Source organism: Bradyrhizobium sp. 27S5 (assembly GCF_037217225.1).
GTDB classification, from domain to species: domain Bacteria; phylum Pseudomonadota; class Alphaproteobacteria; order Rhizobiales; family Xanthobacteraceae; genus Bradyrhizobium; species Bradyrhizobium septentrionale.
The window spans coordinates 3,696,243-3,708,104 of sequence record NZ_CP147714.1 but is presented as its reverse complement, the minus strand read 5'-3'; the positions used below and the strand labels follow the sequence as shown (position 1 = coordinate 3,708,104).

15 protein-coding genes are annotated in these 11,862 nt (G+C 64.8%); 6 read left to right on the top strand and 9 right to left on the bottom strand.

Annotated elements, in window-relative coordinates; genetic code table 11:
* Nucleotides 1-113: 113 nt before the first annotated feature.
* Nucleotides 114-725: a TetR/AcrR family transcriptional regulator gene (locus WDM24_RS17040; RefSeq protein WP_338699753.1), complete on the bottom strand. Its 612-nt coding sequence runs from the start codon at nt 723-725 to the stop codon at nt 114-116.
* A gap of 60 nt (nt 726-785) precedes the next feature.
* Nucleotides 786-1,361: a PaaI family thioesterase gene (locus WDM24_RS17035; protein ID WP_338699751.1), complete on the bottom strand. Its 576-nt coding sequence runs from the start codon at nt 1,359-1,361 to the stop codon at nt 786-788.
* 132 nt (nt 1,362-1,493) lie between these two features.
* Between WDM24_RS17035 and WDM24_RS17030 the strand changes: the two genes are divergently transcribed.
* Entirely contained in the window at nt 1,494-2,264 is a 771-nt protein-coding gene (locus WDM24_RS17030) for an enoyl-CoA hydratase (protein WP_338699749.1), read from the top strand.
* A gap of 86 nt (nt 2,265-2,350) precedes the next feature.
* Here WDM24_RS17030 and WDM24_RS17025 read toward each other — a convergent pair whose 3' ends face one another.
* Both WDM24_RS17025 and WDM24_RS17020 read right to left on the bottom strand, forming a co-directional pair.
* Nucleotides 2,351-2,755 carry a hypothetical protein gene (locus WDM24_RS17025; protein ID WP_338699747.1) on the bottom strand — a complete coding sequence of 135 codons (405 nt, stop codon included), beginning with the start codon at nt 2,753-2,755 and terminating at the stop codon, nt 2,351-2,353.
* 138 nt (nt 2,756-2,893) lie between these two features.
* Nucleotides 2,894-4,153 carry an MFS transporter gene (locus WDM24_RS17020; protein WP_338831842.1) on the bottom strand — a complete coding sequence of 420 codons (1,260 nt, stop codon included), beginning with the start codon at nt 4,151-4,153 and terminating at the stop codon, nt 2,894-2,896.
* Nucleotides 4,154-4,517: 364 nt separating this feature from the next.
* Between WDM24_RS17020 and WDM24_RS17015 the strand changes: the two genes are divergently transcribed.
* Complete coding sequence (locus WDM24_RS17015) at nt 4,518-4,664, top strand: hypothetical protein (RefSeq protein ID WP_166296598.1); 147 nt, start codon at nt 4,518-4,520, stop codon at nt 4,662-4,664.
* Nucleotides 4,665-4,913: 249 nt separating this feature from the next.
* Here the strand turns inward: WDM24_RS17015 and WDM24_RS17010 are convergent, their stop codons facing one another.
* The gene (locus WDM24_RS17010) at nt 4,914-5,558 is read right to left on the bottom strand and encodes a response regulator transcription factor (RefSeq protein ID WP_338699743.1); all 645 of its coding nucleotides are present in this window, start codon (nt 5,556-5,558) and stop codon (nt 4,914-4,916) included.
* 37 nt (nt 5,559-5,595) lie between these two features.
* On the opposite strand from WDM24_RS17010, the gene WDM24_RS17005 reads away from it, so the two are divergent.
* Nucleotides 5,596-6,957 carry a histidine kinase gene (locus WDM24_RS17005; protein ID WP_338699741.1) on the top strand — a complete coding sequence of 454 codons (1,362 nt, stop codon included), beginning with the start codon at nt 5,596-5,598 and terminating at the stop codon, nt 6,955-6,957.
* A gap of 8 nt (nt 6,958-6,965) precedes the next feature.
* Here the strand turns inward: WDM24_RS17005 and WDM24_RS17000 are convergent, their stop codons facing one another.
* Complete coding sequence (locus WDM24_RS17000) at nt 6,966-7,307, bottom strand: nuclear transport factor 2 family protein (RefSeq protein ID WP_338699739.1); 342 nt, start codon at nt 7,305-7,307, stop codon at nt 6,966-6,968.
* A 205-nt stretch (nt 7,308-7,512) separates the two neighbouring features.
* Nucleotides 7,513-8,157 carry a hypothetical protein gene (locus WDM24_RS16995; protein ID WP_338699737.1) on the bottom strand — a complete coding sequence of 215 codons (645 nt, stop codon included), beginning with the start codon at nt 8,155-8,157 and terminating at the stop codon, nt 7,513-7,515.
* 195 nt (nt 8,158-8,352) lie between these two features.
* Between WDM24_RS16995 and WDM24_RS16990 the strand changes: the two genes are divergently transcribed.
* From WDM24_RS16990 to WDM24_RS16980, 3 genes are all read left to right on the top strand, one after another.
* Nucleotides 8,353-8,520 carry a hypothetical protein gene (locus WDM24_RS16990; protein ID WP_166296607.1) on the top strand — a complete coding sequence of 56 codons (168 nt, stop codon included), beginning with the start codon at nt 8,353-8,355 and terminating at the stop codon, nt 8,518-8,520.
* 177 nt (nt 8,521-8,697) lie between these two features.
* A complete protein-coding gene (locus WDM24_RS16985; RefSeq protein ID WP_338701277.1) occupies nt 8,698-9,210 on the top strand; it encodes a ParB N-terminal domain-containing protein in 513 nt (170 codons plus the stop codon).
* 194 nt (nt 9,211-9,404) lie between these two features.
* Entirely contained in the window at nt 9,405-9,611 is a 207-nt protein-coding gene (locus WDM24_RS16980; RefSeq protein WP_224741579.1) for a hypothetical protein, read from the top strand.
* A gap of 101 nt (nt 9,612-9,712) precedes the next feature.
* On the opposite strand, the gene thrS is transcribed toward WDM24_RS16980, so the two are convergent.
* On the bottom strand, nt 9,713-10,924 hold the full coding sequence (thrS, locus tag WDM24_RS16975) for a threonine--tRNA ligase (RefSeq protein WP_338831841.1): 1,212 nt from the start codon (nt 10,922-10,924) through the stop codon (nt 9,713-9,715).
* 275 nt (nt 10,925-11,199) lie between these two features.
* Nucleotides 11,200-11,640, bottom strand: a complete 441-nt coding sequence (locus WDM24_RS16970; RefSeq protein ID WP_029078663.1) for a VOC family protein — start codon at nt 11,638-11,640, stop codon at nt 11,200-11,202.
* Nucleotides 11,641-11,862: the final 222 nt, after the last annotated feature.

Here is an 11,862-nt window from a genome sequence, read left to right as displayed (position 1 = left end):
AACCACAGGATTGTGTTGTTGACGGGAGCGTGGCCCCAGCGGAATTTATCAGCCGGCATTCGTGGTTATGGGTCCCGGGTCAAGCCCGGGACGACGGCAGGGAGAGACCCCGCCTAATTCACCTTCTTCTTCGCCGGCGCCTTGGCCGCGGCAGTCCGTCCCATCACCGCCTCGCGGCCGGCGGCCAATATCTCGTCGGACATTTCGCCGTTGCCCGAGATCCGCGACATCACGATGGTGCCCATCATGGTCGCGAGAACCGCCATCGCCTGCTTGCGCGCGGCCTTGCGCGGCACGTCGGGGATCTGGTCGGCGATCATGTCGATCATCTGGTCGAGCTTGAGGGCAAAGGCTTTGCGGGTCTTCGGGCTCTCGCGGGCGATCTCGGCGCCGAGCGCCGGGATCGCGCAGCCCTGGCCGGGATCGTCGCGATGCACCGCCGACAGATAGCCGTCGATGATGGTCGACAGCCGCTTCTCCGGCGGTATGTCCGCCGCGACCTTGCGCCAGCGCTCGATGGCGCGGTCCATCGCATAGCTGAAGGCCTCGATCACCAGCGCCTCGCGCGAATCGAAATGCGCGTAGAAGCCGCCATGGGTCAGCCCGGCATCCTTCATCAGGTCGGCGACGCCGATGCCATGGGCACCCCGCTCGCGCAGCCGCGTCGCGGCCTTCTTCACGATCCGCGCGTGGGTCTCCTGCTTGTGCTCTTTCGAATAGCGCATGCCGCTCTCATGGAATGTTTCTAATCATATAATAGCAGATTTGCGCCCGCGTTGCTGCATTTATTTCGTCTCATTCGGTGTCTGGTCCCGACTGTTGCCCAGAGTCTTGGGTTCCCCGCCGAGCATGGAGAATGTCGCGGTCGCGTGCACCGCTAGATTACCCTTGCCGTCGCGGACGAAACCTTCGGTGTAGCTGGTCTGCCGCCCGAGCTTGATTACCCTGCCCTCCGCCGAAATGGTGCCGGAGCGCACCGACAGCGGGCGCAGATAGGTCAGCTTGAGGTCGAGCGTCACCGAAGTCTGCCCCGCCGGCAGCACCGTCGAGATCGCGCAACCCATCGCGGTGTCGAGCAGCGCCGCGGCGGTCGCGCCGTGCAGCAGACCGATCGTGTTCTCCAGGCTCTCATGCGGCTCGAGTTCCATCACGATCCGCTCGGGCTCGACCACGGCCATGCGAAAGCCGATCAGCTTGGCCATCGGCGGCGGCGGCAACCGGCCGTCGCGGATCGCGCGCATCGCCTCGATGCCCGACATCGGCATCGCCGCCTTCGCGACCGGCCCGGGCGCCTGCCACTCCACCACGCGGGTGCGCAGCAGATCGGGCGAATGAAGGTCGGTGGTCTCGGCGGCGGTCATGACGGCTCCACTTATATGACAAGTATAATTCTATCGATCCGAACCGCGCGGCGCAACCGCGGTTCGGTCCCTTGACAGGGACACGCTTTGTCCGGGACATGGCGCGATCAATTCCTGCGCCGGGACCGTTCCATGGACATGCTCAATCCCCACTGCGGCATCGACCGCGACTCGAGAGGCGTCGTCCGCCTCACGATCTGCAACGCCGGCAAGCTGAACATCGTCAGCTCGGCCGTGACCAACGGCGTGCGCGAAGGTTTTGAGCACCTCGCCGCCGACCGCGGCATCCGCGCGGTGATTCTCGTAGGCGAAAGCGAGCGCAGCATGATCGGCGGCGCCGACATCAAGGAGATGGCGAAGCTCGACCAAAAATCCGCGGAAGCGTTCATCAGCCGCCTGCGCGACCTCTGCGAGGCCGTGCGCAAATTCCCGGCGCCGGTGATTGCCCGCCTGCCCGGCTGGTGCCTGGGCGGCGGCCTCGAGGTCGCGGCGGCCTGCGACGTCAGGGTCGCGGCACATGACGCGATGTTCGGCATGCCCGAGGTGCGGGTCGGCATCCCCTCGGTGATCCATGCCGCGCTGTTGCCGCGCCTGATCGGCTGGGGCCGCGCGCGCTGGCTGATGATGACCGCGGAGAACATCGACGCGCCGACCGCGCTCGCCTGGGGCCTGGTCGACACCGTGGCAAAACCCGGTGGCCTCGACGACGCCATCGAGCACACCGTCAAGGCGCTGCTGGAATGCGGCCCCGAAGCGCTGCGCATCCAGAAGGATTTGCTGCGTCAGTGGGAAGAGCTGCCGCTGACCGAGTCGGTGAATCTGAGCGTCGGCGTATTCGGCAAATCCTTCCAGACCGGCGAGCCGCAGCGGCTGCTGCAGGGGTTTTTGGACAGGAAGCGATAGCGGCGCGGACGCGCAAGCTCGTAGCCCGCATGAGCGCAGCGACATGCGGGATCCAGCCGTCCCGGATATCGCTTCGGTCATCCGGGCTACGAGCGCGGCGACGCAAGCCAGTCACGGAAAAACTGCTCCTGCGCGGCAACGGAGGCCGGAATCACGCCGGGGCCGCTGGCGAATATCTCAACAAGATCGCTCATCTTCGCGTGTCGTCCCACCACGAGCTTGTAGGCCTTGAGACCAGCGCCCATATCCCTCGCCATCCCCGAAGGATATACGTTCAGGCTTGCGCCATAGCAGAATGGAATGAGGCCATCCTCGGCTAACAGACAGCGAACATCGCAAAGAGCTTGGAAGAAATCGGCTGCAGTGCGTTCAACGGTTTTATCTCGGTATTCGCACCGAAGCCGACAGTCGTCCCCCTCTTCGAACAGGGTGAAGAGAGCAGACTCGTCGTTATGACCGCCGATCAGCTGCGTTCTGTGCTGCTCGTCCACACCACATCCCCAATCTGTCGTTCAGCTCCAGGCCCAAGTTCGTAGCACAGATGTAGCGCAGCGAAATCCGAGGCGCACCATCCGCGGATCGAGCTCCCCGGATATCGCTTCGCTCATCCGGGCTATGGAAGCTCGCTTTCACCTTGCATTGGCCGGCGCGTGCGTCGGCCACAGGTCGGCGCGCCAGTGCAGCGCGATCGCCAGCATGGCGATGAAGCCGGCGGCGGCGAGCAGCGTGCCGGTTGCGGTGTAGCCGATCAGGTCGATCAGGCTGCCGGCCGCGAGCAGGCCGAGCGGCAGGCCGTAGATCACCATCATGCGCACGCCCATTACGCGGCCGCGCAGATGTGCGCTGGCATTGCGCATCAGCATCACCGCGGCGGAGATCATCGACATGCTCTGCGCGATGCCGGCCAGCACCAGGCAGGCCATCGCCACCGGCATAGTCCTGAGCTCGACGAACACCAAGAGCATTACGTACCAGGCCAAGGTCGCGCCGATCAGGAGCCGCGCGATGCGCACGCCGCCGGCCATGCTGAGCGTGATCGAGCCGATCAGCGAGCCGACCGCAAAACTCGCCGAGAGATAGCCGAGCCCGGTCTGGTCGGTATGGAAGATGTCGCGCGCGACATAGGGCAATAAGCCGTTGGTGAGCGGAAACGCGGTCAGATTGGCGAGGAACGCAACACACAGGGCGGCGCGCATGCCCGGGCCGCTCCAGGCATAGACGATGCCCTCCTTGAGGTCCCGCAGCAGTTTTGAACCCGGCAGATCGTCGGCCGCGAGATCGGCTGCGCCGTGTGATTTCGGACGGCCCATGCACAGCATCAGGATCGCCGCGATGAAATAGAAGCCGGCGATCCCGACATAGACATAGCCGATGCCGAGCGCCGCGAACAATCCGGCCCCGGTCAGCGCGCCGGCGATCCGCGCCGAATCCTGCGTGGTGCGCGCCAGACTGATGGCGCCGACCAGCTGTTCCGGCGGCATGATGTCGGCGAGCAGCGCGCCGCGCACGCCGAGATCCGACGGGCGGATCACGCCCATGATCGCGACGATGATCATGACGTTCAAGGGCGCCAGGTGCCCCGTCAGCGCCAGCGTCATGATGGTGCCGGCGAGTGCGGTATAGGCAAAGCGCATCACGGCAAGCAGATCGCGATGCCCCATGCGGTCGCCGATCATGCCGACGACAGGCGCGACCAGCGTGCCGACATATTGCAGCGAGGCGAGCACGGTCAGCAGCAAGACCGAGCCGGTCTCGACCATGATGTACCAGCCGAGCACCAGCGTCTCGACCTCGAACGCCCACGAGGTGAGCAGATCGGACGGCCATTGAAAGCGATAGCTGCGGATGCGAAATGGCGCGAGCGCGGAGGTCCGCGTGGCTCCGCTCAAGACGCGATGACGCGTTTCACGGCGTTCCTGCCCTTGTTCTTGGTTCTTGGTTGGCTCTTGAGTCTGGTCGTGATGAGTCTGGTCTTGATCGCGGTCGCTTGGGAAAACTTCCCTGTTCCGGAAGCGTAGCGCCAACGCCGCCCCTGTCAATCGCGGCCGCCGCATGCGGCCATGCCGGGCGCGGCCCTCTTCGCACCGCTGGCGTCAATGCCTCGCGTCAAACCCGGTCCGAATCAGCCGCAGCCGATCATGCGTTGGCGGAAGCGCCGGCAACGACGAAGCGAGTATTGCTGGTTTTTCCCGATCACAGGAACGAACCGATCTCCCCCAAGTTCTCCGTTCGAAGCAAACGCGGAGGAGCGAAATGGGCGCTGGCGATCAGGTCGCATGCATGTCGGTGGTGGCGTTGTTCTCGATCGCGCTGATCGTCACATCCAGCCTGTTCGTCGAGTCCCGGGCGGCAAGGAGCCCTGCAATGCCGGCCGTGCCGCAGGTCCGGGCCCCGCTCTAGCGCGGGTTCAGGTGCCAACGCTCTTTCAGGCCTGTGGTCTCCCGCGCGGCGCGACCGCCGCGCCTGATCTCGTTCCTGCTCCACCACTGCACACAAAAATTAGCTCCGGCGCAGCCGGGGAGCCGCGCCGGAGTCTTATTGGGAAGTTGATTGTGTCTTAACGCACGGCATCAACCGGGACAGAGACAAACAGTTCCAGCCGGCTGCATATTTTTCCCGAAAGGCAGGAATGGCCGTCTTCCGCAAAGCTCAGCCCAGCTCCAGCTCGACCGCGATCCGCACCAGGTCGGAGTGGTTCTTGGCGCCGAGCTTCTGCTTGAGCAGCGAGGTGGTGTTGGCGACGGTCTTGTAGGAGATGCCGAGCGCGGAGGCGACATCGACGATCTTGTCGCCGCGGCCCAGCAGCCGCAGGATCTCCAGTTCCCGCGCCGACATCTGTGAGGCGGGGTTGGCCTTGATCGCGGCGCCGGCGAAGGCGATCGCCTCCGCGAGATGCGGCGAGATGAACCGCTCGCCGGCCGCGACCTTGCGCACCGCCTTCACGAACAGGCGCGGATCGTCGCTCTTCGAGAGGTAGCCCTGCGCGCCCATCTCCACGGCCCGCACCACGAATGCGGGGTCGTCATTCATGCTGAACATGATGATGCGGGCGTCCGGATCGTCCTTGCGGATCCTGCGCAGCAGCTCGAACCCGGAGACATCGGGAAGCTTGATGTCGATGACGGTGACGTCGGGCCGCTTCTGCATGAAGGCACGATGGCCGGCCTTGGCATCGGCGGCCTCGTCGATCTTGACCGTCTTGTCGGAGGCAAACAGGGAGCGGCAGCCCGAGACCACGACCGGATGGTCGTCAACGATCAATACCCTGGTGGCTGATTTGGCCGTTTCGTGCATGACTACCCCTCCGCCTTGATAGAAACTTCGCGCGGGAATGGGAAGCGAAATCGCCAAAACGGAGCCCGACGTGCCGAAACTCTGGACCCGCCTCTCCCTTCGCGCCCGGCTGTTGCTGCCGATGGCGGCGATGATGATCGGCGCACTGATGCTCGCCGGCTTCGCCCTGCAGACCTTTTCACCCGAGCAATTCGAGCAGGAGAACGCCCAGGGTGCGCGCTCCGCCCAGCTTGTAGCCGATGCCCTGAATGCCGCACTCGCGGCTGCGCACAACCCGCAGCAGACCCTCAATGCGTTCGCGGGCGGGCTCGGCACGCTTTCTGCGATCGAGTTCGTGCCGTCGGGGTCGAGGCCGCACCGCACGGCCTCGGACACCGATCGCGGCAACGTTCCCGCCTGGTTCACGGCTCTGCTGCAGGTCCCCCAACTTGGCTCAACGCATCCGGTCAAAATCGGACCTGCGCATGTGGGCGATATCGTTTTCAGCCCCAACCTTTTCGCCGAAATCTCCGAGAAATGGGTGGGCTTCCTGGCCATCGTGGCGTCCGGTATGGCGCTGATGCTGCTCGCCGCACTCAGCGCCTATTTCACGACCGGCACCGCGCTGCGCCCGCTGGCCCAGCTCGGCGCCGGCCTGACCCGGATGCGAAACGGCGAATACGATGCCGCCATTCCATTGGCCGGCCCGCCCGAGATCCGCAACAGCTGCGCGGAAGCCAACCAGCTCGCCGCGACGCTGAGGCGGTTCAGCCAGGACAATCGCGAGCTGCTGCGCAAGCTCGTTGCGGTGCAGGACGACGAGCGCCGCGAGCTCGCCCGCGAACTGCATGACGAGATGGGCCCGCTGCTGTTCGCCATCCGCGCCAACGCCACGGCGCTGGCCGAGGCCGAGGGCCCTCCCGAGCCCGGCTCGCCGGCGCATGGCATCCTCAGCGCGGCCGAGGCCCTGCAGCAGGCCAACCGGCGCGTGCTGGAGGGACTGAGCCCGCTCTACGTCACGGAGCTGGGACTAATGGCCAGCGTGCAGGCGTTGCTGCGCAATGCCAAATCCCAGGCTCCCGGCCTCAGCCTGCAATCGCAGATCGATCAGCGTCTGAATGACCTCGACGGCCTGCTCTCGCAAACCGCCTACCGCGTCATCCAGGAAGGGGTGACCAATGTCCTCCGCCATGCGGAGGCGTGGACGATGAGCGTCGCGGCGGCGATCGAGGAGGCCCAGATCCGGATCGAGATTTCGGACGACGGCGTCGGCCTGCCGCGGAACCTGGTCTTCGGCCGCGGCCTGACCGGCATGCAGGAACGCGTGCGCGCGCTCGACGGCACGCTGGAGCTGGTCCGCGAGCAAGGTCTCACCATCGTGCGTTGCCGGCTGCCGCTCGACCATGCCGTCGTGCAATGAGGAAGGCATCACCGCGATGACGGGGCGCAGCGCATGTGCGCTATCCGCCCCTCGGCATCGAACCCGAACACGATCTGAACCCGCCTGCCCTCGAAGCTCAGATAGTCAAGCACGACCCCGTTCCCTTGCGGCGAAATCTCCTCGAGCCCGAACGCGCTCGACGCCACCGCGGACAGTTTCGGCCGCCAGTAATCCGCCAGCGCGGAACGGCCGCTGATCGAGCTCCCCTCGCAGGCGCATTCCAGCCGGGCATCATCGGCATAGTAGTCAAGCAGCGCCTCGAGATCGCGGCTCCTGCAGCAGTCGAGCCAGTCCACCACGACGGCCATCTCGTCAAAGTGCTTGGTCAAATGAACTCCACAACAATCGATTGCCTGCGCACTAGTGCCGGCCAGACCGCGCCGCCGCCCCGGCTCGTTCTGCAACGACGGCGCCGCTGGATGTTAACGCATCCGCGGATGCCGATACAGCGGATCGTACTCCGGCGCCGCCGCATGCCGCCATGCCGCGGTGGCATCAGCGGCGGGGTCTTCGATCTGCGGAAGCCGACGTCCTTCACGTCCGCGGCACGGCGCGCCGCAGCATGAAGTGGGTGGGAATGAAGGCGAGCAGCGGAAGGCCGATCATCAGGCCGGCGAGCCACACCAGCGGCGGCACGAAGCCTTGCGGCGCCCTGTCGCTGGTGCCGAAGACGTAGTTGATGTTGACCGGGGACATGCCCGGGTCCGGCCGTGGTGGCGGCATCACGAAGTAGCAGAGCAGCAGCAGCGCCCACGCCAGCACGCTCCAGGCGATCAGCGCGCGCTGGTCGTAACCGAGACGCCAGACCAGGAACAGCAGCAGGAACGGCAGCCAGCCGTGGAAGCCCGACAGGAAGCGCAGGAACAGCGAGAGGTTCGAGTCGAACATGTAATCGGTCATTCCGGTCAGCGAAAAGCCGGCGACATGCGCGAGGTAGTCGATCACCCAGACGGTCTGCGGCACCAGCAGCCCGACGGCGCACATCGAAATCAAGAGCGCGCTTTCGGTCCAGACCCCGATCAAAGTGAGGATCAGGCAGACGTCGCAGAAATACAGAAAATTCGTCGGCCCGTAGGAATATGTGTACACCGGCACCAGGACGGCCATGAAGGCGCTGAAGCCGATCTTGACAGAGAGCGGAATGCGCGCGGGCGACTGCTCGACAGCGATGACGGACATTGCGATATGACTTTCCATTGCACAATCGGCGATGCCTAGCATCCGGTCGGTAAATGGACCCTCCATGCCGCAACCTTGAATTGATCGGCGTTCGGGAATTCGGTTAACGCGGACCCAGCGTGACCGGTACAGTTTTAAGTGCCGTCGTGCGGGCTTTTGGGGTAGCATGTCCGCTTCAAAGCTGCGGAGGACCACATGACAGCCTTCGAAGTTTTCGCCATCTATCTGACGCCCTTTGTGATCCTTGGGGTCGCAATCCGGCTCCTGATGAAGCGTTACGCCGTCGATCTGCCCGATCTGCACAAGCAGGCAGGCGCCACACCGAAGCGGCGATTCCTGCTCGGCGCGTGGCGTTCGGACTGAGGCACGCAGGCCTTGTGGCATCGAATGCGGGACCGCGCTCCAGGGCAGCGACAAGTGCAGAAGAACTCGTGCAGATCGCCGCAGCGCAGGATGAAAAATGCCTTAGAAATCCCTTGGCGGCATAGCGCTTCATCCCTAAACCGTATTGTGGACGGACCCTGAGGAGGGAGTATGACTGTGCCCGACCCGGAAAGTCTTCCAATCGACCAGATTTACGTTCCCATCAAGAAGAGGAAAACGCTGAGGCCTGAGCTCGTTCAGGAAATCGCGGCGAGTATTCTGGAATCAGGACAACAGATTCCCATTCTCGTTCGGCCTGACGAAGGCCGGCTCGTTTTGCTCGAGGGATTGCATCGGCTCGAGGCCTGCAAGGCGCTTGGCGAGACGACGATTATCGGAGTCCTGGGTTCAGCAGAGACCGCTCACCACAAGGCGCTGTTGTCGGACACAGCTGAAACTGAGGCCGAGCGGGACAAGATGGCGCGATTGAAGAAGCTGCGCCTCGAAAAGGAAGCTGCGGAGAGATCGACCGCTTCCGCGGAGGCAGTCACGGAATCTCAATCAACCGGGCTTCGGGCAACGCGTTCCGGCGGGAGCATCAGACGAGGGGCGTCGGCCGATCCAGGATCAAAAACCAAGACCCTGTCGGAATGGCTCACACAACAGAAGCGCGATGGTGGTCGCTATTGATTGCCGGCTCACACCCCTTCTGCCTTCCGCGTATGCTCAGAGGTGCACACAAGACAGCGTCTTCGAACGCTGTGTGCGTTCCGCTGCACCGCAAAATGGAACTTTAGGGCGAATCGGGAGTAGACTTCTTACCTCCGGCAAGCGACGCCCCTGAGAGCCCAAGTCGGGAGCACTGCCCCGGTAAGGAGGAAGAAATGCCTTACACCCATGAGTCGAGGAGACCCACCCAGGCTCAGCGCGAGGCCCAAAAGGCGTTCCGGGCAGCTGGGACCAAGAGCGCGACATCGGAACACCAACGCGTCCAGAACGCGTTTCATGCGAACCGTGAGCGATTGAAGGCGGAGCGTTTGGAGCGCGAGGCAGCCGCGAGCAGCGAAGCCGCGCCCAAGAAAAAGCGGTGAAAGCGTCCGGCAGCGCCGCCGATCGGCAGGTCCGCAGTGGGCCAACGGGCGAAGACCCCCCTCATCCTGGCGCCTGCTCGCCTGGGACCTGCATCCGCGGGCTACAACGCTTCGGCCATCACGGCACCCGGCCGCGCCCTAGCCTGCAGGCGGAACACCGCATCGGCCAGCGGCATGTCGGCCTGCGCGCCGTCGCGCTCGCGCAGGGTCACCCGGCCCTCCCTCATCTCGCGCCTGCCGACGATCGCCATGACAGGCACCGCCATGTCATGCGCCGCCACGATGCGTCGCGACAGCGTGTCGGCGCCGTCGTAGTCAACAGCCCGGATCCCGGCATCCTCGAACGCTGCCTTGACGTCCGCGCCATACGCCGCCTGCTCTTGCGAGATCGGCGCCACCGCAACCTGGTCCGGCGACAGCCAGAACGGCAGCGCACCGCCGTGATGCTCGAGCAGGATCGCGATCATGCGGCCGAGCGATCCGAAGATGGCGTGATGGATCATCAGCGGCGTCGCACGGCTGCCGTCGGGAGCGATATAGGACGCCTCGAGCCGCTCCGGCAGCACACTGTCGAGTTGCACCGTGCCGCACTGCCAGGATCGTCCGAGACGGTCGCGCAACGCGAATTCCAGCTTCGGTCCGTAGAACGCGCCTTCGCCCGGATTGATCTGCGGCGCGAGGCCGCAGCGCCGCGCGGCGTCGCCGAGCTTCGCCTCCGACCAGTCCCAGCTCGCATCGTCGCCGGCGCGCAGCGCGGGCCGCGTCGCCAGCGCCACCTCGTAGTCGGGAAAGCCGAGCTCGCGATAGACCTCATCAAGCAGAGCGATGAAGCACGCGACTTCGCTCTCGACGTCCTGCTCGCGGCAGAACACATGCGCGTCGTCCTGCTCGAACGCGCGCGTCCGCATGATGCCGTGCAGCGAGCCGGACGGCTCGTTGCGATGGCAGGCGCCGAACTCGGCATAACGGATCGGAAGCTCGCGCCACGAGCGCAGCCCCTTGTTGAAGATTTGCACATGGCACGGACACGACATCGGCTTCAGCGCCATCGCCGCTTCGCCGTCATCGACGCGGAACATGTGCGCGCCGAACTTGTCCCAGTGGCCGCTGCGGTCCCAGAGCAGCTTTGGCAGCAGCTGCGGCGTCCGCACCTCGGCATAGAAGGCGCGGCGCATCTTGCGCCTGACATAGTCCTCCAGCACCCGGTAGAGCGCGGTGCCGCGCGGATGCCAGAACACCATGCCCGGCGCATCATCCTGAAGGTGCCAGAGCTTGAGCTGTACGCCGAGATGTCTGTGGTCGAGATCGTCCATGGCTATTGTTCCTTGTGATGGGAAACAGCGCGGACGGTGACCACCCAAACAGAAAAGGCCCCGTCCGTCGCCGGCGGGGCCTTTTCTGGGTGAAGGACGCTTGTCTCTAGCGCGCGCAACCAGCAGGCGATCCGCCGTCAGCGGTCGCGGTGGTGGTCAAAGCGGCTGAGAAAAGCTTGTTCATGAGTTGTATATGGCGGCAAAACGCCCGGGCGTCAACGCCGGCGCGGGCCGCTCGGCGTCGCGCCGAGTAACGGCCCTTAATCGGAAGCGTCTCAGTCGTCCCGCTGCACCAACTCGATCGTGATGCCCTCGGGACCCTCGAACAGCCGCAGCTTTCGGCTGATGTAATCCATCTCGTCGCTCAGCATGGTGACGCCGTTGGCCACGAGGTGTGCGGTGGCCGCCTCGATGTCGTCGACGCGGAACGCGAGGTGGTTGAAGCCCCGTCGTCGCAGATTCGTCGGGTGCGCACCGGGATCGGTCGCAGGCGGCGGGTCGAACGCGAGCAGCTGGATCTCGAAATGAGGATCCGCTCCCTCGAGTGCGAGGGTGATGTGCTGCGCCTTCATGCCCGGCATACCCATGTACTGAGCGGGCACGCCACCGTCGATCGTCGCGACATGCGCCTTTCTGAAGCCAAGCAGCGCGAAGAACGCGATCGCCGGGCCGGCGTCGGCCACTGCGATGGTGACATGGTCAGGATTGAGTATCATCTCGTTACTCCCGTCATCAACGCCATGCACTGGACGCGCGGGCACACCTCCGCTGGGTGACCTCCGGCAACTGGCCCTCCAGTTCTTGCAAGCCTACCAGCTCGCTCGGTCGCACGGTAGGCGGGCGCGGAAATCTGCTTTGGGGTCATTCGCGACCTCAGCCTGGGACACGCGCAGGTCCGCCAAGGGCCAAATCCCGGCTCAAGCGGTGCACCAAAAAGA